Source organism: Sporofaciens sp. St.21A7 (genome assembly GCF_059728535.1).
On the sequence record NZ_BAAGFN010000001.1, the window covers coordinates 2365212 to 2388147 of the forward strand.

23 protein-coding genes are annotated in these 22936 nt (G+C 48.6%); 21 read left to right on the forward strand and 2 right to left on the reverse strand.

Translation table 11 applies throughout. From position 1 onward, the window contains the following. The first annotated feature begins 12 nt into the window (after positions 1-12). The 9 genes from grdA to AC6I3O_RS11745 all read left to right on the forward strand — a co-directional run bounded on the left by grdA (position 13) and on the right by AC6I3O_RS11745 (position 10472). Positions 13-486, forward strand: coding sequence for a glycine/sarcosine/betaine reductase complex selenoprotein A (gene grdA / locus AC6I3O_RS11705; protein WP_081643923.1), 474 nt, complete (start codon positions 13-15; stop codon positions 484-486). 83 nt (positions 487-569) lie between these two features. After that, complete coding sequence (gene grdC / locus AC6I3O_RS11710) at positions 570-2108, forward strand: glycine/sarcosine/betaine reductase complex component C subunit beta (protein WP_497851026.1); 1539 nt, start codon at positions 570-572, stop codon at positions 2106-2108. Between the two features lie 14 nt (positions 2109-2122). Further along, a complete protein-coding gene (grdD, locus tag AC6I3O_RS11715) occupies positions 2123-3277 on the forward strand; it encodes a glycine/sarcosine/betaine reductase complex component C subunit alpha (RefSeq protein WP_497851027.1) in 1155 nt (384 codons plus the stop codon). 111 nt (positions 3278-3388) lie between these two features. Continuing rightward, complete coding sequence (locus AC6I3O_RS11720) at positions 3389-4309, forward strand: hypothetical protein (protein ID WP_497851028.1); 921 nt, start codon at positions 3389-3391, stop codon at positions 4307-4309. A 171-nt stretch (positions 4310-4480) separates the two neighbouring features. Beyond that, on the forward strand, positions 4481-5713 hold the full coding sequence (locus AC6I3O_RS11725) for a GNAT family N-acetyltransferase (RefSeq protein ID WP_497851029.1): 1233 nt from the start codon (positions 4481-4483) through the stop codon (positions 5711-5713). Next, positions 5710-6225, forward strand: coding sequence for a threonine/serine exporter family protein (locus AC6I3O_RS11730; protein ID WP_497851030.1), 516 nt, complete (start codon positions 5710-5712; stop codon positions 6223-6225). The genes AC6I3O_RS11725 and AC6I3O_RS11730 overlap by 4 nt, the downstream gene beginning before the upstream one ends. A gap of 111 nt (positions 6226-6336) precedes the next feature. Beyond that, entirely contained in the window at positions 6337-7074 is a 738-nt protein-coding gene (locus tag AC6I3O_RS11735) for an SIR2 family NAD-dependent protein deacylase (protein WP_497851031.1), read from the forward strand. Between the two features lie 80 nt (positions 7075-7154). Then, positions 7155-8615, forward strand: a complete 1461-nt coding sequence (gene gltX, locus AC6I3O_RS11740; RefSeq protein WP_497851032.1) for a glutamate--tRNA ligase — start codon at positions 7155-7157, stop codon at positions 8613-8615. 9 nt (positions 8616-8624) lie between these two features. Continuing rightward, the gene (locus tag AC6I3O_RS11745; RefSeq protein WP_497851033.1) at positions 8625-10472 is read left to right on the forward strand and encodes an ATP-dependent helicase; all 1848 of its coding nucleotides are present in this window, start codon (positions 8625-8627) and stop codon (positions 10470-10472) included. Here AC6I3O_RS11745 and AC6I3O_RS11750 read toward each other — a convergent pair. Next, the gene (locus AC6I3O_RS11750) at positions 10458-10745 is read right to left on the reverse strand and encodes a DUF1292 domain-containing protein (RefSeq protein ID WP_497851034.1); all 288 of its coding nucleotides are present in this window, start codon (positions 10743-10745) and stop codon (positions 10458-10460) included. The two genes, AC6I3O_RS11745 and AC6I3O_RS11750, sit on opposite strands and share 15 nt — an antisense overlap. 153 nt (positions 10746-10898) lie before the next feature. Between AC6I3O_RS11750 and AC6I3O_RS11755 the strand changes: the two genes are divergently transcribed. The 8 genes from AC6I3O_RS11755 (at position 10899) to AC6I3O_RS11790 (ending at position 19218) form a co-directional block, all read left to right on the forward strand. Next, positions 10899-11906, forward strand: a complete 1008-nt coding sequence (locus AC6I3O_RS11755) for a sugar ABC transporter substrate-binding protein (protein WP_497851035.1) — start codon at positions 10899-10901, stop codon at positions 11904-11906. Positions 11907-11966: 60 nt separating this feature from the next. Then, positions 11967-13751 carry an alpha-amylase family glycosyl hydrolase gene (locus AC6I3O_RS11760; protein ID WP_497851036.1) on the forward strand — a complete coding sequence of 595 codons (1785 nt, stop codon included), beginning with the start codon at positions 11967-11969 and terminating at the stop codon, positions 13749-13751. Beyond that, positions 13663-14337: a TraX family protein gene (locus tag AC6I3O_RS11765; protein WP_497851037.1), complete on the forward strand. Its 675-nt coding sequence runs from the start codon at positions 13663-13665 to the stop codon at positions 14335-14337. Before AC6I3O_RS11760 ends, AC6I3O_RS11765 begins: the two co-directional genes overlap by 89 nt. A gap of 143 nt (positions 14338-14480) precedes the next feature. Continuing rightward, positions 14481-15038, forward strand: a complete 558-nt coding sequence (locus AC6I3O_RS11770) for a DUF5662 family protein (protein ID WP_497851038.1) — start codon at positions 14481-14483, stop codon at positions 15036-15038. Positions 15039-15067: 29 nt separating this feature from the next. Then, complete coding sequence (locus AC6I3O_RS11775) at positions 15068-15877, forward strand: class I SAM-dependent DNA methyltransferase (RefSeq protein ID WP_497851039.1); 810 nt, start codon at positions 15068-15070, stop codon at positions 15875-15877. 86 nt (positions 15878-15963) lie between these two features. Further along, entirely contained in the window at positions 15964-16839 is an 876-nt protein-coding gene (hslO, locus tag AC6I3O_RS11780) for an Hsp33 family molecular chaperone HslO (RefSeq protein ID WP_497851040.1), read from the forward strand. A gap of 16 nt (positions 16840-16855) precedes the next feature. Beyond that, a complete protein-coding gene (locus tag AC6I3O_RS11785; RefSeq protein ID WP_497851041.1) occupies positions 16856-18775 on the forward strand; it encodes an NAD(+) synthase in 1920 nt (639 codons plus the stop codon). A gap of 17 nt (positions 18776-18792) precedes the next feature. Next, complete coding sequence (locus AC6I3O_RS11790) at positions 18793-19218, forward strand: C-GCAxxG-C-C family protein (RefSeq protein WP_497851042.1); 426 nt, start codon at positions 18793-18795, stop codon at positions 19216-19218. Between the two features lie 87 nt (positions 19219-19305). On the opposite strand, the gene AC6I3O_RS11795 is transcribed toward AC6I3O_RS11790, so the two are convergent. Continuing rightward, complete coding sequence (locus AC6I3O_RS11795; protein WP_497851043.1) at positions 19306-20376, reverse strand: RelA/SpoT-related domain-containing protein; 1071 nt, start codon at positions 20374-20376, stop codon at positions 19306-19308. A 196-nt stretch (positions 20377-20572) separates the two neighbouring features. Between AC6I3O_RS11795 and AC6I3O_RS11800 the strand changes: the two genes are divergently transcribed. The 4 genes from AC6I3O_RS11800 to AC6I3O_RS11815 are packed head-to-tail and all read left to right on the forward strand — an operon-like array spanning position 20573 to position 22930. Then, on the forward strand, positions 20573-20722 hold the full coding sequence (locus tag AC6I3O_RS11800) for a hypothetical protein (protein ID WP_497851044.1): 150 nt from the start codon (positions 20573-20575) through the stop codon (positions 20720-20722). A gap of 10 nt (positions 20723-20732) precedes the next feature. Beyond that, a complete protein-coding gene (locus AC6I3O_RS11805) occupies positions 20733-21602 on the forward strand; it encodes an ATP-binding cassette domain-containing protein (RefSeq protein WP_497851045.1) in 870 nt (289 codons plus the stop codon). Continuing rightward, positions 21580-22374: an ABC-2 family transporter protein gene (locus AC6I3O_RS11810; RefSeq protein ID WP_497851046.1), complete on the forward strand. Its 795-nt coding sequence runs from the start codon at positions 21580-21582 to the stop codon at positions 22372-22374. Before AC6I3O_RS11805 ends, AC6I3O_RS11810 begins: the two co-directional genes overlap by 23 nt. Next, positions 22355-22930 (forward strand): hypothetical protein, encoded by a 576-nt coding sequence (locus tag AC6I3O_RS11815; protein ID WP_497851047.1) that lies wholly within the window; start codon positions 22355-22357, stop codon positions 22928-22930. Before AC6I3O_RS11810 ends, AC6I3O_RS11815 begins: the two co-directional genes overlap by 20 nt. Positions 22931-22936: the final 6 nt, after the last annotated feature.

Sequence of the window (22936 nt, forward strand, 5' to 3'; positions counted from 1 at the left end):
GAAAGCATAATTATGGCTATTTTAGAAGGGAAAAAAGCAATAATTATCGGAGACCGTGATGGAATTCCGGGACCGGCAATCGCTGAGTGCGTACAGACTGCCGGTGCAGAAGTAGTATTTTCATCAACGGAATGTTTCGTCTGAACGAGCGCAGGCGCAATGGACTTAGAGAATCAGAAGAGGGTTAAGGATTTTGCTGACGAGTATGGTGCAGAGAACTTAGTAGTAGTTCTTGGTGCAGCAGAAGGCGAAGCTGCAGGTCTTGCAGCTGAGACCGTAACAGCAGGCGACCCGACATTCGCAGGTCCATTGACAGGGGTCCAGCTTGGACTCACGGTATATCACGTATGTGAACCAGAGATGAAGGAAGAATTCGACGAAGCTGTTTATGATGAGCAGGTAAGTATGATGGAGATGGTACTTGACGTTGACGATATCGTTAGCGAGATGAGTTCTATCAGAGACGAATTCTGCAAGTATTTATAAGAGATAGGATTTGAGAGGGGCGGACTCAATGGTGACCCACCGTGGGTCTGCCCTTTTTCTAGCGAAAGGTGGTAAATAAAGCAATGAACAGTGTAATCAGAGGCGCCAGCTATGTGCTTGCGCATACACCACAGATGGTGGTATATAACGGAACGACCCAGACTACAGAGAGAATCGTGAATCCGGAGTCTGAGTATCTGAAAGAGTTAGAGAGCCATTTGCGTTCCTATGAGGAATGTGTGAACTACTGGCCAAACCAGGTATATATCGGCAATGCGACGCCGGAGGATCTTGCAGGCGTGGAATTTCCATACTATGACAAGGTAAAAGAAGGCGCAGAGAGATACGGCAAGTACGGCGAGATCATGCCGGAGGAAGAGTTCATCCTTCTGGTACAGGCATGCGACCAGTTTGAGGTTGTTAAGATTGACAAGGACTTCGTAAGCGCGCATAAGGATGCGTTCGCGAAAGACCCAATCATTACCGAGGATATTGTAGCAAGAATTGAGGCCGGCGTAGAGCTGTCCGAGATTGAAGCGGCAGTAAAGGATGAGCACGCAGAGGGAATCTATGTTGCAGGCAAGCTGGTAGCCTGTGTGAAGAGAGCCCATGATATTGATGTGAACCTGTCTGCCCATGTTATGCATGAGAACCTGATGAGCAAGGCGTCAAGCGTACTGGCTCTGTTATACGGAGTAAGGAATGCAGGAATCAGCAAGGATGATATCGAGTATGTCATCGACTGTGCAGAGGAAGCATGCGGAGATATGAACCAGAGAGGCGGCGGCAACTTCGCAAAGGCAGCCGCAGAAATCGCAGGCCTTAATAATGCGACTGGTTCCGACAGCCGTGGATTCTGTGCAGGACCGTCTCACGCACTCATTGAGGCAGCCGCATTGGTAAAATCCGGCGCATACAAGTGTGTGGCAGTAACGGCCGGCGGATGTACCGCAAAACTTGGTATGAATGGAAAAGACCATGTGAAGAAGGGTCTTCCGATTTTAGAGGACTGTCTTGCAGGCTTCTGTGTCATCCTGTCTGAGAACGACGGAGTGAACCCGGAGATCAACCTTGATATTCTGGGACGTCACACAGTTGGAACAGGAAGCGCGCCGCAGAACGTTATCGGCAGCCTTGTAGCTGACCCGCTTGAGAGAGCAGGACTGAAAATTACGGATATCGACAAGTTCTCTCCTGAGATGCAGAATCCGGATATCACGAAGCCGGCAGGTGCGGGCGACGTGCCGATGGCAAACTATAAGATGATTGCAGCCCTTGCCGTAAAGAGAGGCGAGCTTGACAGAAAAGAACTGGCTTCCTTTAGCGCCAATCACGGTCTGACCGGATGGGCGCCGACACAGGGACATATTCCGTCAGGCGTACCGTACATCGGATTCGCAAGAGAGGATATCCTTGCAGGAAAGATGAAGACAGCGATGATTATCGGAAAAGGAAGTCTGTTCCTTGGACGTATGACCAACCTGTTCGACGGTGTTTCCTTTGTGATTCAGGCAAATACAAAGGCAGAAGCCGAGGCTGCTGCAGGCGTATCTGAGGAAGAGGTAAAGGGATTGATCGCAAAGGCGATGAAGGATTTCGCAGCTTCCCTGATTGCAGAGTAAGGGGGACGGTAACGATGGCAAATAATATTGAGAGAATGATTGCCGATACCTTTATGGAGATGGCGCAGGGCCTTGAGACGGGAAGTTTTGGTAAGAGGCCGAAGGTTGCTCTCACGGGTATGGGCAGCGAGCATGGGGAAGAGAACTCCATGAAAGCAGCCGTAGAAGCGGCAAAAGACGGAATCGACGTATACTATATCGGAACATTAGAGGCAGAAGGCGTGACCACCATCAAAGTTGCCAACGATGAGGAAGGCCATGACCGTATGGAAGAGATGCTGAAAAACGGAGAAGTGGATGCGGCAGTTACCATGCATTTCCCGTTCCCTATCGGCGTGTCTACCGTAGGACGCTGTGTGACGCCGGCAACGGCAAAAGAGATGTTCATCGCAAACACGACCGGGACCTCTAGTACGGACCGTATTGAGGGTATGATTAAGAATGCGATTTATGGAATCATTACCGCAAAGGCTTGTGGAACAAAGAATCCAACCGTAGGAATCCTGAATGTAGACGGAGCGCGCCAGACGGAGAAGGCGCTGAAACAGTTGCAGGAGAAGGGATATGACATCGCATTTGCAGAGTCCGGAAGGGCAGACGGCGGATGTGTGATGAGAGGAAACGACGTGCTTCAGGCGTCTCCGGACATTATGGTTACGGATTCCCTGACCGGAAATATTCTGGTGAAGATGCTGTCTTCCTTTAATACGGGGGGGAGTTTCGAGGCGACAGGCTACGGCTATGGTCCGGGAATCGGAGAAGGCTATGAGCAGTTAGTCATGATTGTATCCAGGGCAAGCGGCGCTCCGGTCATTGCGAATGCAATCCGTTATGCGGGACAGCTTGTAAGAGGCAAGGTATTCGAGGTGGCAAAGGCAGAATTTGCAGCCGCGAAGAAGGCAGGGCTCAAGGAAATCTTAGACGCCCTCAAGGCTTCCCAGAAGCCTGCAGGTGCGGCAGAAGAAGTGAAAGAGCCTCCTAAGGAGATCGTAACAGCTCAGATTGCCGGTATCGAGGTCATGGACTTAGAGGATGCGGTAAAGGCGCTGTGGAAGATTAATATCTATGCAGAGAGCGGAATGGGATGTACCGGACCGATCGTGCGTGTGTCCGACGCAAACCTTGCCAAGGCAGAAGAAGAGCTTAAAAAAGCCGGATATATTAATTAAACAGAGACACCCAAAAGGTTTCGGGGAAAGTGGCATCTTGTTTCGTGATGCCACTTTCTTTTATGTGGAGCAGGTTCTATAATGAAACCGTAAGGTAGGTGTTAATAGTTTATGGAAGCGGTTTTGAAATTAAAGGCCCAGGGCATTCTTATGCCCTGGCGGGAAGTAATGAGAGGGTGTCTGGTCATTGCACTGTTTGGCATCCTGTATCTCTGCGTACAAAATTATGCACAGAGATGTGAAGCGGCAGAGTCCGTACCGGTAAGCTGCATTGGAAAATATAGTACTGCGGCGGCTTGGCGAGAGGCAGGTTTATCCAGAATCTGCGAAAATATAAAACCTTTAGCCACAGATATGAGAAAAGGGATGGCAGGTTTTGACGCCGGATTAGGAGAGGCAGTAAAGCCTGCCCCGGTGCAGAATACCTGGGAGACGGAACCCTCTTTTATAACGACGGAAGTAACGTACGTATTGCCTGAAATTGGCTTGGGACTGGCAGGAGGCCAAGAACCGACGGATTTCACTGTGGTTCCGGATACACCGTCCGTGCCGCCGGCAGTTTTTGATGATGGTTCGGAAGATATGAGATGGATAGAATCTGTGATTACAGAGGATACGCCGATTTCAGAGCCAACGGATACTACGGAAGAAAATGTGGTTCCGGAAATGCCGGAGATTACCGAGGAACCAGTGTTCCCGGAAGAAATCGCCGGATTCCTTCTGGATGCTGAGGGGTATATCACTGGATACACAGATCAGGCCGTAGTCAGAGATGACTTACTGGTTATTCCGGAGAGTGAGAGCTTAATTGGAATTAGAAGCGGTGCATTAGCCGGACTTGGCGAAAGTGTCACAGAAGTTTACCTTCCGGCAAACATCAGCCATATAGAACCAGGCGCCTTCGATGGATTCCCGTATCTGATGTTCGTGGAAGTGTCAGGGGACAACCCGTATTATTATAGTTTGGATGGGATACTGTACTCCATATCCGGAGAAGAAATTTTCTGTCCGGCAGGAAGAATCATGGAATAAAAGCGAAAAATATCAGGGATGATTTCCCTGCCACGGCAATATACTAATCAGTAGGATTGTGCCGGGGCAGGGGAACCATCCCTGACTTGTTTTTAGAGATGGACGGAAAGTCCTGTCATTTTTTGAGGTCAGGTGCTATAATGAGAAAAGATTTTTAAGGGAGGCGCTTGCATGAAGATTCAGCAAATCAGGAGAGACAAAGATGAATATATGGAGATGCTTCTCATGGCTGATCCTTGCAAAGATGTAATTAATAGCTATCTTGACAAGGGGGAAATGTTTGCCCTGGTCAATGGCGGGGACGTCTGTGCCGTCTGTGTGGTAGAGCTGCTGAAGAATCGAAAATGCGAACTGAAAACTATCGTTACCCGTAAAGAGGAGCAAGGAAAGGGTTATGCGAAATATCTGCTCCGCCATGTCTGTGAACATTACGGCAACCAATGTGACACCATGTATGCAGGTACAGGCAACCGTCGGAAGACGCTGGAATTTTTAGGAAAATGTGGGTTTGTCAATTCCCATATCGTGGCGAACTATTATCCTGAGCATTACCGGGAACCGATCTATGAAGGGGGAGTGAGGCTGACGGATAAGATTTACCTGAAAAAGCAGTTGGATTCGGAGGTCAATGTGAAGAAGGTGGTAGACCTTGCGTTGGAGGCGGGGAGAATCCTTCTGAAAAACGGCGCAGAGATTTTCCGGGTGGATGAGACCATGACCCGAATCTGCCAGCGTTTTCATGTGGAATATGTGGATACTTTTATCCTTAGCCATGCCATTTTCATCAGTGCGGAGAATGGCATGGAGGAGACTTATACGAAGGTGAAGCAGGTGCCGCTGTCGTCCTCCCACCTTGGAATCGTCGCGGAAGTGAATGAATTATCCAGAGAGATTTCAGATGGGCTTGTGGGTATTGAGGAGGCGGGAAAACGGCTGAAGGAGATTGACAGGATTCCCGAAAAGAGGGGATATTTTCAGGTGTTTGCCGCTGGAGCAGCAAGCGGCTGCTATGGGTATTTCCTTGGGGCGTCTGCATTGGAGAGCATGGCGGCGTTTTGTATCGGCTGTATTCTGTATGTTTGGGTACTGGCAGCGAAGAAGCAGAACTTATCGAAAATGATCGTGAATATTATGGGCGGCGTCATTATCACGGCTCTGGCAATCGGGGTGTGCCATCTGCCCCTGCCGCAAGATGTGCAGTTCGGCGGAATGATTATCGGCTCTATTATGCCGCTGGTGCCGGGGCTTGCGTTCGTCAATGCGATCCGGGATATTGCTGACAGCGACTTTCTGTCCGGGACTGTGCGGATGATTGACGCGCTTCTGGTATTCGTCTATATCGCCGTGGGAGTAGGCGTCACGCTTAGCGTATACAATCGGATGGGAGGAGGGTTAATGCTGTGATACACGGGTTCATGATGCATATGGTATGCCCGTTTCTGGGGACAATGGGGTATGCCGTGCTGTTCAACGTCCCCAGGCGTTTTTATCTGAGCTGTGGCTTTACTGGTATGGCGGGATGGCTCGTGTACCATGTTATCGTCACCCATACATTTTCTGCGGCATTTGCCTCTTTTCTGGGTACAATGTTCGTGGTATTTTTGTCCCGGGTGCTGAGCATCCGGAAGAAATGCCCGATTACGATCTTTCTGGTTGCCGGTATCCTGCCGTTAGTGCCGGGAGCGGGGATTTACCATACCGTATATTATCTGGTGACAAACCAGTTGGCGGAGGCGTCCCTGCGGGGAATGGAGTCGGTCAAGGTAGCGTTTGCCATTGTCCTTGGGATTGTATTCATGCTGGCTGTCCCGGGGAAAGTGTTTCAGACGGTGTCCGGCTTCCGGCATGTGCCTTCCAGAAAGGGTATGAAGAAAAAAGAAATCTTGGAGCAGGCCGTCAGGGGGCGTTTCAGATGAAGCGAAATGTCAGAAAAGGTTGATAGATGTCCTAAGATTTGGTACAATATAAGAAAATAGATGCAATACACAGCTACAGGAACCGTTTTAGCTATAAAGGAAGGTGAGCATATGTCAGAGGGTAATTTGTTGAAAATACTAAAGGAAAGCCGTTATACTACGGTTTTGAGCGGGTTCGGTATGCTTCTTGAGAGCGGCTATCCGTCAATCCGGGATGGCGATGTATCCTACGATATAGAACAGAAATACGGATACTCCATGGAAGAGATGTTTTCCAGCGCATTTTATTCGACACGCAAGGAACAGTTCTACGCGTTCTACCGTAACGAGATACTCAGCCGGCTTACAACACCTCCGGGAAAGGGATTTTTGGAGATGGCGGAGCTTGAGCGAAGAAAGATGTTCCAGTGCATCATTACCAGACGGATTTATGGGCTGCCCCAGAGGGCAGGGTGCCGTAATGTCATAGACCTTCATGGGAATGTGTACAATAATTTCTGCCCTCACTGCGGCAGGAAGTATTCGATGGAGTATGTCCGGGATTCGGTCAGAGTCCCCCTCTGTGAAGATTGTAAGACTCCGGTAAGGCCGAGGGTGTGCCTGTTCGGGGAGATGGTGGATAACGGCGTCATCACCAGGGCGGCTGAGGAGATTCAGAAGGCGGATGTGCTTTTGGTGCTGGGTTCCCACCTGAATTCTTATCTGTGCAACCAACTGATTAATTATTACGAAGGGGATAAGTTGATTCTGGTTAATGAGACGCCCCATTATGCGGAGCGGCTGGCAGATATCGTGATCCACGAGAGGGTGGATGACCTGTTGGAACGACTGCGGAAAGAACTTGGATAGATATAAGAATCTTCCCAATGCAGATGCGGCATTGGGAAGATTCGTCTAAATAACAATAAAGCTGATGAAGGAGATTAGACATGAACAAAGTTAGAACAAGATTTGCGCCAAGCCCCACAGGCAGGATGCATGTGGGGAATTTAAGGACTGCGCTGTATGCGTATCTGATTGCGAAGCATGAGGACGGAGACTTCATGCTCAGGATTGAGGATACGGATCAGGAACGTTTTGTAGAAGGGGCGTTGGATATCATTTACCATACTCTTGCACAGACGGGGCTTGTCCATGACGAAGGCCCGGACAAGGACGGCGGGGTTGGCCCTTATGTGCAGAGTGAGCGGAATGCTTCCGGGTTATATTTGAAATATGCCAAGCAGCTCATCGAGCAGGGGGATGCTTATTATTGTTTCTGTGACAAGGAGCGGCTTGCATCTTTAAAGAGCAGCGTATCGGAGGATGGGGGGACGGAGATTGTCGTCTATGACAAGCATTGCCTCGGCCTTAGCAAGGAAGAAGTGGAGGCGAACCTGAAAGCGGGCAAGCCTTACGTTATCCGGTTCAATATGCCTACGGAAGGGACGACGACGTTTGCAGATGATATTTACGGGGAGATTACGGTTCCCAACGAGGAACTAGAGGATTTGATATTAATCAAATCGGACGGGTATCCCACCTATAATTTTGCGAATGTGGTGGACGACCATCTGATGGGGATTACTCATGTTGTCAGGGGGAATGAGTATCTGTCTTCTGCGCCTAAGTACAATAAGATATATGAGGCGTTTGGGTGGGATGTCCCGACCTATGTACACTGTCCGCTGATTACGGACGAGAACCATAAGAAGCTGAGCAAGCGGTGCGGCCACTCTTCCTACGAAGATTTGATTGATCAGGGGTTTATCACGGAAGCCGTGGTCAATTATGTAGCCCTGCTTGGGTGGTGCCCGGAGGGCAATCAGGAGATTTTCTCACTGGAAGAACTGGTGAAGGAATTCGATTACCGTCATATGAGCAAGTCCCCGGCAGTATTTGACATCGTGAAGCTCAAGTGGATGAACGGCGAATATTTCAAGGCGATGGAAGAAGATCGTTTCTATGAGATGGCAAAGCCGTATATCCAGCAGGTAGTTTCAAAGGACTATGACCTTAGGAAGATTGCTGCGCTTGTCCGGACCAGGATTGAGGTATTCCCGGATATCAGGGAGCAGATTGACTTTTTTGAGGAGCTGCCCCAATATGATACGGCAATGTACTGCCACAAGAAGATGAAGACCAATGAAGAGAAGTCTCTGTCGGTGCTTAGCGAAGTGCTGCCGCTTCTGGAGGCACAGGAGGATTTCAGTAATGACGCACTGTTTCAGGTCCTGAAAGCTTATGTGGACGAGAAGGGTTACAAGACCGGATTTGTGATGTGGCCCATCCGTACCGCGGTGTCCGGGAAACAGAATACCCCGGGGGGAGCGACGGAGATTATGGAAATCATCGGAAAAGAAGAATCGCTTGCCCGAATCCGAAAAGGGATAGAGCTGTTAAGCAGATAAGGGGAATCTATGAGTTTGAATCGTACACAGAGTGAGGCGGTTGCCCACAAGGACGGGCCATGTATGGTTCTCGCCGGTCCCGGTTCCGGGAAAACTCTTACCATTGCAAAGAGAATTGAATATCTGATTACAAAATATAAGGTAAGGCCAGAAGAAATTCTGGTCATTACCTTTACCAAGTATGCGGCAAATGAGATGAAGGAGCGGTTCTGGCAGGTTATGGGGAAGCGGGGGATTCCTGTGACGTTCGGCACTTTCCACGGGATTTATTATGGAATCCTGAAGTGGGCATACCGGCTGAATCAGGAAAATCTTCTGACGGATGAGGAGAAGGAGGCGCTGCTTAGGCAGATTACGGCGCAGCTTGGTTTTGAGCCTGCGGGGGACTTAGGAGATGAGCGGGACGCTCTGAAAGAGCTTGCCGCCGAGGTGGGGAACATCAAGAACGACTGCCGCGACATCGAAACCTATGAGTCGAAGCGTTACGGGGCGTCCCGGTTCCGGGAATTGTACCGGCTCTATGAGAGTGAGAAGAAGAAACTCAGGAAGATAGATTTTGAAGATATGTTAGTCATGTGCCGGGAATTATTTCTGAAAAGACCGGATATCCTAAAGAAATGGCAGGAGAAATTCGGCTATATCCTGGTGGATGAATTCCAGGATGTGAATCAGGCCCAGTATGACGTGGTGCGGATGCTTGCGGCCCCGGAGGATAACCTGTTCGTGGTGGGGGATGACGACCAGTCCATCTATGGGTTCCGGGGTGCGAAGCCGGGAATCATGTTAGAGTTTGCCAGGGACTATCCTAAGGCGAGAAGGATTCTTTTGGATGTGAACTACCGTTCTACTGTGCATATTGTGAAGGGGGCGCTCCGTGTCATCAGCCATAATCAGGAACGGTATGACAAGAAGATTAGGTCACAGAAGGGAAAAGGAGAGACGATTCATGTCCAGGAGGTACGCGACCCGGCGGCAGAGGGGAATTATGTCCTTGAGACGATCCGGGAGTACAGGGACAAGGGAATCCCCTATGAGGAAATGGCAGTTTTGTACCGCACGAGTCTGGATGCAAGGGCTTTGACGGAGTCGTTGGCAAAAGGGCAGGTTCCGTTTATTATGAAGGAGAAAATCAACAGCTTGTACGACCATTTTATCGGGATAGATTTGATGAGTTATCTCCATTTGTCTCAGGAGGGGTGCCAGCGCAGATATTTGCTGCGAATCGCCAACCGCCCGAAGCGTTATCTTGGCCGGGACAGCATGGAGGGAAAAGTAAGTTATGAATCTCTGCGGAATTTTTACTGTGACAAGGCATGGATGATTGACCGGATCGACCAGCTTGAGTGGGATATGAAAATGCTCAGGGACAAGGCTCCTTATGCGGCAATCCAGTATATCCGCAAGGGGATGGGATATGACGGCTTCCTCAGGGAATACGCCGTAAGTCATAAGGTTTCTGTGGAGGAGCTGATGGAGACTGCGGATGAAATACAGCAGAGCGCAAAAGAATACCGGACGGCAGAGGAATGGTTCTGCCATGTAGAGGATTATAAAAAAACTCTTGCCGAGCAGAAGGCAAAGCGGTGGGATCAGACGAAGGAATCCGGCGGGGTTTCGCTCATGACGATGCATGGGGCGAAGGGATTGGAATATGGGCTGGTGTTCATCATCGCGGCAAATGAGGGAAACACGCCCTACCGGAAAGCGAGGCTTATGGAAGAAATCGAGGAGGAGCGGCGGATGTTCTATGTGGCCATGACCAGGGCGAAGGAAAGACTCATCATCAGCTATGTGAAAGAAAAAAACGGAAAAGACCTGAATCCTTCCCGTTTTGTTGAAGAGTTACTCCTCGTCTAGTTCCTCGAATTCCTGTGTGTCCATCCACTCGTCAAATGCATCCGCGGCAATCTCGTATTCTTCGTCATCTTCGATATTCTCGAGTTCCGGTTCGCCTTCGGGTGTCTCCACATAGCGATAGAGGTAAACGTCCCCTTCTTCGGTGTTCCCCTCTTCGTCCATGGGGAGCAAAGCTATGTATTCCCTGTCGGCGGCTTCAAACAGAGTAAGAATCGCACATTTTACGACTTCATCGTTGTCAAGTGTCAGTTCGACTGTCATGTATTCATCCATAGTATCTGTCTCCTTTGTATTTCGATACTTTTACTGTACCAAAGGAAAGGGGAAAATGCAAGAAGGTTTTGAAAGTTACTATTCACAGCCACATAAAAATGTTGTAGAATAATAGGAGGATATGCGAAAAAGATAAAAAGGAGGAAGAAGAGGATGAGAAAAAGGAAGTTGTTAGGGGCATTGCTGATGCTCGTATGCTTTTTCGTATTGTCCGCATGCAAGAAGAACGTGGGGACGCCGGAAGACAATGCGGTGTCTGATGAGTCAAAGGAAAAGGAAACGCCTGCGGAGGAAGACGATACATATGTGTTTGGTTTTTCTGGGATTGATATGGAGAATCCTTATTTTATAACGTTGGAATCGGCAATCAGGGAGGTGATTGAAAAAGATGGGTATGAGCTTCTTACAAGGGACCCGGCTTCAAGCCCGGAAGACCAGGAGGCACAGATTCGGGAGATGATTGAGGGGGGAATCGATGCAATCTTCCTGTGCCCGGTGGACTGGGAGGCAATCACGCCTGCTCTTCAAGCCTTGAAAGAGGCGGATGTGAAGATTATTAATGTGGATACTCAGGTGAAGGAGATGGATTATGTAGACGCCTATATCGGTTCTAATAACGTGGAGGCGGGATATATCTGCGGGGAGGATTTGATTGAGCGTTGTCCGGAAGGCGGGAAGGTGGCAATCTTAGAATGTCCGACCCAGAATTCTATCAATGACCGGATTACTGGATTTGAGGAGGCGATTGCTTTGGCTCCCAAGGGGTTTGAAGTGGTGGAGCGTGTAGATACCAACGGAGAATTTGAAAAGGCGCTGGGGGCTGCGAAGGAGATCCTTACAAAGCACCCGGATGTCTCGGCGATTATGTGCGGCAATGACCAGCTTGCAGTTGCGGCAAAGACGGCGGTGAACCTTGCAGGCCTGAAAACGGTAGTCATCTATGGGGTAGACGGTTCGCCGGACATTAAAAAGGAACTGAAAAAAGCGGACGGGCAGATTGCGGGAACGGCGGCGCAGTCTCCGATTAATATCGGTAAGACGGCGGCAAAGACAGCAGTCGCAATGCTGAACGGGGAAGACTATGAGACGGAGATTTTTGAAGAAGTGTTCATGATTGACAAGGATAATGTTGAGATGTATGGAGTAGACGGATGGCAGTAGAGAGGCTGATTTTATAGCAATAGCTGTATAGTTCCGCAAGAGAGCAGGAGGAGTTAAGGCATGAAGGAGATACAGGGGCGACCCTTACCGTTAGGAACTACCATGATAGGAAGTATTGTGAATTTTTCTGTGGCGGTGCCGCAGGAGAAGGAGTGTCAGTTATTGATTTACCGCGCCGGGGCCAAGAAACCATATGCCGTTTATGAGATGAAACGGGAGCTTGGGGAGGTTCGTTATCTTGCCCTGGAGGGAATAGAACCATCGAAATATGAATACAACTACCGCATCGGGGGGAAAGTCGTAATCGATCCGTATGCGAAGGCGATTGCCGGCAGGGAAATATGGGGCCGGGAACGCAGTGTGCAGGAACATGAAGTAAGAGGAATCTTGTATGATAAGGAATATGACTGGGAGGGCGATATGCCGCTGTGCCTGCCGTATCACAGCGTGGTCGCATATAGCCTGCATGTCAGGGGGTATACGAAGCATGGGTCTTCTAAGGTGAAGGGCAAAGGGACGTTCCAGGGGGTGGTGGAGAAGCTGCCGTACCTTACAGATCTGGGCATCAACCAGATTCAGTGCATGCCAATCTATGATTTTGAGGAGTGTATGCAGTACCGGAATTATTGGGGATACGGTCCGGCGTACTGGTTCGCGCCTAAGAGTTCTTATGCGAAGTCCAGGGATGCAGTCCAGGAATTGAAGGATATGGTGAAGGCATGCCACAAGGCGGGGATTGAAGTGGTTCTTGAGATGCCGTTTACGGAAGATGTCTCGAAGCAGATGATGGAGGAATGCCTGAGATATTATATGATTGAGTACCACATAGACGGATTCATACTGAACCCGCAGATTGCGCCGATGGAGGCGATTTATGCGGACCCGATTTTAAAGAAGACGAAGATTATGGTTCACCGGACTGAATTTCAGACGGTCATGCGCCGGTTCCTGAAAGGGGACGAGGGAATGGTGGAAGGGGTCATGTATTGGCTTCGGCACGTTTCCGAGAAAGACGGGATATTCAACTGTATTACGAACCAGAATGGCTTTACTCTCTGTGATCTGGTTTCGTATGACAGGAAGCATAATGAAGCTAACGGGGAGAATAATCAGGACGGGCCGGAGTATAACTATAGCTGGAACTGCGGGGCGGAAGGGATGACCAGGAAGAAGGCAATCGTCAGTCTTAGGGAGCGGCAGGTGCAAAATGCGTTCTTTTTGCTTTTGCTTGCCCAAGGGACCCCCTGTATCCTTGCGGGGGACGAATTCGGGAATACGCAGAAAGGGAATAACAATGTGTATTGTCAGGATAATCCTACCGGGTGGACGGACTGGAGCCGTCTTGAGCAGAAGAAGGAGCTTCATGATTTTGTGAAGGGGCTGATTGCCGTAAGGAAGCGTTATCCGGTGTTCATGCCTAAGGAAGAGATGCGGGGGATGGATCAGGCGAGATGCGGGATTCCAGACGTATCTTACCACGGGGAGAGTGCGTGGCGGGTTCCTTCAGAGGTGTATAGCCGGCAGATCGGCGTCTATTACAGTGGGATGGCAGCAGGCGGCGAGGACTGTTTTATTGCTTATAATATGCATTGGATCGAACATTCTTTTGCTCTGCCGGCTCTTCCGAGAAAGAAGAAGTGGTATATGATAGCCTCCACGAAGGAGGGGGTTCTTGATAAACCGGTGTGTGTTAAGAATCAGAGGAATGTGGTTCTGAAAGAACGGATGATTATGGTGTTTGCAGGCAGGGAAGAAGATGGGGACAAATTGGACAGAAGTGGTGAAAAGAAAGGGGCTGACGTCGTATCAGCTCAAGTGGCTCGCAATCGTAACGATGGTGATTGACCATGTGGGCGCGGTATTCTTCCCGGGAGTGTGGGCGTTACGTTATGTGGGGCGTATTTCGTTTCCGATTTTCTGCTTTCTGCTGGTGGAAGGGTTCGTACACACCCGGGATGTCCGGAAATATATGATAAGGCTTGGCGGGTTTGCGCTGGTTTCGGAGGTTCCTTATGACCTTGCGTTCTATGGCAAGGTTGTGGAGCTTGACCATCAGAATGTATTTTTTACGCTGCTTCTGGGCGTAGCCCTGATGGAGCTGTTGAAGTATAGTAAGGAACTGCCGTTGAAAGCGGTGGAGATTCTGTTGGTCATGGCTTCTGCGGATCTCCTGCGGACGGATTATAGTTTTAAGGGGATTCTTTTGATTGCCTTGTTTTATTTGCTGAGGGAGAATCTGTGGATTAAGACGGTGTGCGGGGCATTATGGAATTTTTTGTGGAATGGCAGTATACAGGGATACGGTGCATTGGCCATGATTCCGATTGCCTTGTATAACGGGGAGCGCGGGAAGAGTATGAAGTATTTCTTCTATATGTTCTATCCGGCGCATCTTCTGGTCTTATTTCTGGTGCATAGCGCTGCTGTGTGATCTGGATAGATATCTTTCCTGAGATGGGTGGATGTAGGCTGTGTAATCGTTTTTGATGAAGAGGGATCAAAGGAGATAGGGGCAGCAGAAAGAGGAAAAGGGACACAAAGGGCATTGGGCAGGCAGAAAGGAGAATAAGGGATATGAAAGCATGGCAGCATTTCAGGACGATCAATCATCACAGATTGCTGGTCATGAAGGGGTGTTTTAAGGTGGGGCTGTACCGGCAGGGGCTACTTCATGATTTGTCGAAGTATTCCCCTTCGGAGTTCCTGGTGGGGTGCAGGTATTATCAGGGAACCAGAAGCCCAAACAATGCGGAGCGGGAGGATATCGGGTATTCCAGGGCGTGGCTCCATCATAAAGGGAGGAACCGTCATCACTATGAATACTGGATTGATTACAGTACGGACCCGGATGAGGGAATCATTGGTATGAAGATGCCTGTTAGGTATGTTATCGAGATGTTTATTGACAGGATTGCGGCGGCGAAGACTTACCGTGGGAGCAAGTATGAGGATTCTTATCCCTTGGAGTATTACGAGAAGGGCGCGTCAAGGCTTGGGAGAATGGTTCATCCGGAGACGGCGAAGCTTCTGCATGATTTGCTCAAGATGTTGGCGAGGGACGGGGAAGAGGAGACGTTTCGGTATATAAGGGGGAAGGTATTGCGGAAATCAGGCAATCTTTTCCATTATTGAAAAACCCCTCAGGCCATGATATAATAAAGATGCACGCGAATGCGTGCATTATTAGAATACAGGTGGCGAAGGAGAATAGGATGGAGGCATATACGAGTTTTGCTGAGGTATATGATACATTTATGGATAATATACCTTACGAACAGTGGGCGGATTATCTTCATGATATATTAAAAGAATACGATATCTTTGACGGCCTTGTGCTTGAGCTGGGCTGCGGGACAGGGAATATGACGGAATTACTGGCAAAAAAGGGATATGATATGATTGGTGTGGACAACTCTGAGTCCATGCTTGAGCTTGCTATGGAGAAGCGGATCAGGAGCGGTCATGACATCTTGTATCTTCTTCAGGACATGCAGTCCTTTGAGTTATATGGTACGGTCAAGGCGGTTGTCAGCGTTTGTGATTCGGTTAATTATTTAAAAGATGATGCGGAATTAACGGAAGTCTTCAAGCTTGTGAATAATTATCTCGATCCGCAAGGTATATTTATCTTTGATTTTAACACAGAATACAAGTATCGAGAGATTTTGGGTGAACGAGTGATTGCAGAGGAGCGGGAAGAATGTAGTTTTATCTGGGAGAATTATTACAGAGCTGAGGATAAGACGAACGAGTATCAGTTGACCTTATTTGTTCAGAGCCAGGAGAATCCCGAACTCTACCGGAAATATCAGGAGGTTCACCAGCAGAAGGCATATACGTTGGAGAAGATTAAGACTCTGATTGAGAAGGCGGGGCTTCGTTATGTTGCGGCATATGACGCGTATACCAAGAAGGCTCCGATGTACACCAGCGGGCGTGTCTGTGTGATTGCGCAAGAATATGGGAAGTAAGGCTGGTAGATGAAGCGTTGTTCCGATGCAGACAGGAATCTGAGTCAACGGTGTATAATTCTGGAAAAGGGGCGAAGAATAGAAGGATGGAAGATTATATAGTAAGGGCTACTGCAGCAGACCGTCAGGTCCGTGCGTTTGCGGCTGCGACGAGGCGGGTGGTGGAGGAGGCGAGAGTGCGCCACAACATGAGCCCTGTAGCTACGGCTGCGCTTGGGAGACTTCTTAGTGCAGGAGCGATGATGGGAAGTATGATGAAGAATGATACGGATATGCTGACGCTGCAGATCCGTGGGGATGGACCGATTGAAGGGCTTACGGTTACGGCGGACAGCCACGGCAATGTAAAGGGGTATGCCGGGAATCCGAATGTTATGCTGCCTCCTAAGAATGGCAAATTAGATGTAGGCGGGGCTGTCGGGATCGGCCTTCTTCAGGTAATCAAGGATATGGGATTAAAAGAACCTTATTCAGGGCAGACCATTCTGGTATCCAGTGAGATTGCAGAGGATCTGACCTATTATTTTGCGAATTCGGAACAGGTTCCGTCTTCTGTGGGGCTTGGAGTCCTGATGGAGAAGGATAATACGGTGCGCTGTGCAGGCGGATTTATCATTCAGATGATGCCGTTTGCAGAGGAGAAGACGATATGCAGGGTGGAGGAGAATTTAAAGAATGTCCCTTCGGTAACTTCTCTTCTGAACCAAGGGCATACGCCGGAGGATCTGCTAGGGATTTTGTTTGAAGGGTTAGGCCTTGAGATTACCGATCGGATGCCGACGCAGTTTTCATGTAATTGCTCGAAGGAGAGGGTGGAGCAGGCGGTTGTAAGCATCGGAAGGAAAGAGATTCAGGCGATGATTGAGGATGGGGAAGACATAGAAGTCAAGTGCCATTTCTGTAATACGGCATATCAATATACGGTAGAAGAGTTAAAGGAGATTATCAAACGCAGTAAATAAGGAGTGAACCGGCAAGATGAAGGATGGGTTTTTGAAGGTGGCGGCGGCGACGCCGGATATACGGGTGGCGGATGTTGCCTATAACACGGGAAGGATATGCAGCATGATTGATGAAGCTGTGGGTGCAGGGGCGAAGATTGTGGTATTCCCGGAACTGTGCGTGACGGGATATACCTGCGGCGACCTCTTTACACAGGACGTCCTGCTTGACGGTGCGCGGCTTGCACTCCACAGGATTGCAGAGCATACGGCAGGGAAAGACGCTCTGGTGTTTGTGGGCGCCCCGATTGCTGTGGGCGGGGAGCTGTATAACGTGGCGGCGGCTTTCAACCGTGGGAAGATTTTAGGGTTTACGACCAAGACGTTTTTACCTAATTACGGAGAGTTTTATGAGATGCGCCAGTTTTGCCCCGGACCTGAGACGGCTCGTGAGATTCTGTTTGACGGGGAGATGATTCCCTTTGGCCCTGAGCTTTTGTTTGCCGCATCATCCATAGAATCTCTCGTGGTGTCTGCGGAGATCTGTGAGGATGCGTGGTCTTTCGTACCGCCGAGTGTTGAGGCGGCAAGGGAAGGGGCTTTGCTCATTGCCAACTGTTCGGCAAGCGATGAGACAGTCGGGAAGGATTCTTACCGAAGAAGGCTGATTAAAGGGCAGTCGGCCCGTCTCATCTGTGGTTATATTTATGCCAATGCGGGTGAAGGAGAATCAACGACGGATTTGGTGTTCGGCGGACATAACCTGATTGCGGAGAATGGGACAATCTTGAAGGAGAGTACCCGCTTTGTCAACGGCGTCATCTACTCAGAGATTGATTGGAAGCGTCTGCAAAGCGAGAGAAGGAGGAATACCACCTTTCAGGCGGCAAAGGAGCCGCGGCTTAGACGGATTCCGTTTGACATCCGGATAGAAGAGACAAGCCTTACCAGAAGTATTTCCTCTAGTCCTTTTGTCCCGGCAGAGGGGCAGGAGAGGGAGAGACGCTGTGAAGAGATCCTTATGATTCAGGCAATGGGATTAAAAAAGCGGCTAAGCCATACCCATGCGAAGAACGCTGTGGTCGGGATTTCAGGAGGGTTAGACTCCACGCTTGCGCTGTTGGCGACGGCAAAAGCATTTGATATGCTGGGAATTGACCGGAGCGGGATTACGGCTGTGACGATGCCTTGTTTCGGGACGACGGACCGGACTTATCGGAATGCCTGTAAGATGTCGGTCAAACTGGGAGCGACATTGCGGGAGATTCCCATTGGCATATCGGTAAACCAGCATTTTGAGGATATCGGGCATGACCCTGGGGATCACAGCGTCACCTTTGAGAATGCTCAGGCGCGGGAACGTACCCAAGTGCTGATGGATGTGGCGAACCAGAATGGCGGCATCGTAATTGGAACCGGGGATATGTCGGAGCTGGCGCTTGGGTGGGCGACCTACAACGGGGATCATATGTCTATGTATGGGGTAAATGCATCTGTGCCTAAGACATTGGTGCGCCATCTGGTTCATTATTATGCGGATACCTGCGGAGATGAGGAGCTGAAATGTGTGCTCTATGATGTGCTGGATACTCCGGTAAGCCCGGAGCTCTTACCGCCAAAGGACGGGGAGATTGCCCAGAAGACGGAAGATTTAGTTGGGCCTTATGAGCTTCATGATTTCTTTTTGTACTATCTCCTTAGGTTTGGGTATGAGCCGGCTAAGATTTATCGGCTGGCGAGATATGCATTTCACGGTGAATATGATGATGATACGGTTTACAGATGGCTTGAAACATTTTTGAGACGATTTTTTACGCAGCAGTTTAAGCGTTCCTGCCTGCCGGACGGACCTAAGGTGGGGACGGTTGCATTGTCTCCCAGAGGGGATCTGAGGATGCCAAGCGACGCCTGCCAGGCAGGATGGATTGAGAACCTGAAACGAGTGCGCGAATCTTAAAAAGGGGATGAATCATTATGAAAGCAAATAAGGAAACAGCGGTTGAGAAATTTAAGAAGGGCTATAATTGCTGCCAGGCGGTAATCTGTGCGTATTGCGAGGAGCTGGGGGTCAAAGAGGAAGACGTCTTTAGGCTTACGGAAGGGTTCGGTCTTGGCATGGGAGGATTACGTGACACCTGCGGTGCAGTGACGGGAATGTTCCTGACGATTAGCCTTGCCAACAGCGCCGGGGATATGGAGAATCCACGGAAAACGAAGATGGATACTTATGCCAAATTCCGTGAGGCGGCGGCAAAATATCGTGAAAAGAACGGTTCCATTTACTGCCGGGAGCTCAAGAACATGGACGGCCCGCAGCCCCTTCCGTGCTGCATACAGTGTGTAGAGGATGCGGCTGTTCTTGTGGATGAGTATTTTGCCGCTGCCAGGAAAGCAGACTAGGCTTTTGAGAGTGCAGAGCAAAAAACGTAGGCATAGCGGGCTGTGCTGAGGCTTTTTGCTCTGTGCTATCGGAAGCATAGAATTCCTCTATTCACGGGAAAGGTCAATCTGATCCCGGATTTTTTGCATCTGATAATCCAAATCCTCAATAGAATCTGCGCACATCTTGAGCTGCTTCACAATCTCATCGGTATTCCCCACATCTCTTTTATATTTTAACTTATGTTCCAGGCTTGCCCAGAAATCCATCGCGATTGTGCGGAACTGGACTTCTACTTTCATGTATTTTTTCCCGTTGGACAGGAAGATGGGGACGTCCAGGATCAAGTGGAGGCTTCGATAGCCGTTCTGCTTGGGATTTTTGATGTAGTCCTTCTGGCGCACCAGGACAATATCGTCTTGTTTGATGAAAAGCTCAGCCAGACGGTAGATATCATCTGGGAAAGAGCAGATGATACGAAGCCCGGCCACGTCCGATAGATTCTCCCGGATGCTGTCCAGTGTGACGGGATAGCCTTTTCGTTCTAATTTTTCGTAAATGCTTTCTGGTGATTTCAGCCTGCTTTTGATAGACTCGAAGGGATTCCGGTTATAGACCTGTGAGAATTCTGCATTCAGCACTTTTAGTTTTGTCTCAACCTCAAGGATTGCCGAGCTGTATTCCATCATAAGATGCCTGAAATCCCTTGCGTCCCGTAACTGTTTTGCCTGCATCTGGATAATCATGTCCTGCTTTTTCAGAGTCAATGCCTGCTGTTCTACCGTCTGCTCTAACTGGTTCTTGCAGGCAAATAATTCGATTGCATTTTTTACCCGGTTTAATACGATAGAGCTTTCAAAAGGTTTATGGATAAAATCCGATATGCCCAGATGAAAGCAGAGGTTTTCAATCTCAATGGCATGTTCGCTGCTGATAATGAGTACGGGGATGTGTTTGATCCAGCCGTTTTGCCGCATCTGTTCGATGACGGCAAAGCCGTCGAGCTTTGGCATCCGAAGATCCAGGAGCAGAGCGGATATGCCGCCCCGGTATTTCCTGAGTTTTTCCAGAGCTTCGGCTCCGTCCTCCGCCGTCTCGATGATGTAATTGTCTTTTAATATATCGTATAGTAGTTCACGGTTTAATTCTGCGTCGTCTACGACCAGTATCCTGTCCATGTTCCTTTACCTCTTTTTCTTAGTGTATTTATTGTCATATTCAGAAACGCTCTGAGGGGGATATTATCTATAGTATACTTGATTTTTTATAAAATGTGAAGGGAAAGCATAGTTTCTTTTTTGGATGGAAATCGGCAAAATCAAAAGTTGATATTATTTTAGATTTGAAGTATGATAAAGGCAAAGCAGGCTGTTTGTGGCTTTTCAAGAGACTGTCAGCATATTGTCAGGACAATCCGAAATTGAGGTAAAAGAAAGAATAAAAGCATTGCTCTTTGTAAAGCAGAGAGGGGAAAGCATGATACAATTTGAACATGTAGTCAAGGAATACACAGGAAAAGAATAAAATCAGAATCTTGGATGGAATCAGCCTGACGGTTGAAAAGGGAGAGATGATTGCACTTCTGGGCGCCAACGGTTCCGGAAAGTCTACCCTGGTAAAATGTCTGTGCGGCGTTATCCGTCCGTCGGAGGGGAAGATTACGGTAGACGGGCAGGACACCTTTCAGAAGCGAAAGCAGCTTGTAAAAAATATGAGTGTTATTTTTAATCAGAAGCCTTCGTTTATTGTAGATTTGTCCGTTTCTGACAATCTGAAGTTTTTTCAGGCAATTTATGGAATTTCTCAGGGAGATTTTCAAAGGAATCTGGCATTTTTGGACGGATATCTTCACATTGCCGGACTTTTGGAAAAGCCGTACCGAAAGCTTAGCTTTGGCGAACGTGTGAAATGTGAGCTGGTATCCATACTGCTGCATGAACCGCAGTATATCTATATGGACGAGCCAACGATTGGTTTGGACTATAACGCCAAGAAGGGCTTATATGACCTGATTGCAGAATTAAAGGGGCAGGGAAGGACGATTCTTATCATCACTCATGAGGTGGATTATATCGAGGGCGTCTGCGACAGGGCGGTTATCCTTCGCGGGGGGCGGGTGTGCTATGACGGCAATCCAAGAACGGTAACGGATAAGGTAGGGAAGTCCCAGAAGATGATTGTAAAGTACGAGGCAGTTCTGCACGGGGATAAGGCAGGAAAGCTTTTAGAGAAGGCTTCTTCTGTAAAAGCAGAGGAAAAGGAGCTGGAATTTACCATTCAGGAAGGTGAGGATTCGGGCCGGCTGATTGCCGAACTGGCAGAAGCCTATCGGATTCAATCCCTCAATATGGAGCATGTTTCAGTGAGGGAGGTATTGGAGGATGTCCTTAAAGAAACTGTTTAATATCATAAATATTATGTTTCTATTCGAGTGGAGAAGATTAAGATACTATTCCTTAGACTATATTCTGGATGTGAGCAGTAAGGTGGTTTATCTCGGGTTGAATCTGTTGTTCTGGTATATTATCCAAGAGGCAGGGTTTACTATGGAAGGCTGGGGCTACAGAGATATCGTAGTATTCCTTGCATTTTCAGAATTATTTTATGGCCTGGACGGAGCGGTCTTTACTTATGCTTCGAGATTCTGGATGTATGTGCATGGAGGCGTTCTCGATAATACTCTGACAAGGCCAATGGATTCCCGGGTGCGTTTCCTGCTTTTAAACGTGGATTATATTGGCATTATACTGTCGTTTGTGGAATTTACGGTACTTCTATTGTTTGCCGGAAATGGACTTCATGTCATTGGTATCTTCTTTGGGATTTTAGTGGTAGTAGGTGCCAATTTGATTCTTGCCCTAATTCGCCTGTGCGCAAGTTATCTTGCGTTCTGGCACGGAAAGATGAGCGCGGTTTCTGAGATATCGGACTGTCTGACATCGTTTAACAAGTACCCGCTGACGATTCTTCCTAAGCCGTTGGTATATGTGTTTCAATTTGTATTTCCCTTCTATTTTTTCAGCACATTTTCCGCGGAAATCGTCTGCTTTCCAATAGGAACAACAGAATTGGTGATTTCGGGCGCAGGTTTTTTGTTTTTAATGGCGCTGTGGTCTGCAGCGAATCAGTTTTTATGGGAAAAGGGATTGGAACGGTATGAAAGCATCAATGGATAAATACAGGGTATTAGTAGGGATTTACATGAAGATGTACAGAAAATATCCGATGGAATTGTTTTTGAAACTGGTCTATCTGCCGGTGCAGATGTTGATGTATATTTTCTTGTGGAAGGCATTGCTTAAGTATAGCGGCGTCCAACTGAGTTATATGGTTTGCTACTATTTATTTGTGGTACTGCTTGGCTATGCATTTCCGTTTATGCATATTGCAACAGACATCCAAAAGGATGTGGAGCAGGGAATCATGGCGAATTTTTTAGTAAGGCCGGTACAGTATGTGGTTCCGGTAATCTCAAGATTTGTGGCTTGGATGGTATGCTATTTGGTCATTCTTGTTCCGGCGGTTTTGTTTACGGTTATTTACCGTGAAATCTCACTGCAGCCGATGAAATTCTATATCTATACTCCGGTTAATGCGTTGCTAAATGGCGGGAACATGGAAGAACTGGCGGGAAATATGGTTCTGGCGCTTACTTGGATTCTTGTGCTGACTGCGGCTGCGGCTTGGCAGTGGAACTCGGGTTTGAAAAGACTCCAGGCAAATATCAGCTAAAACAAC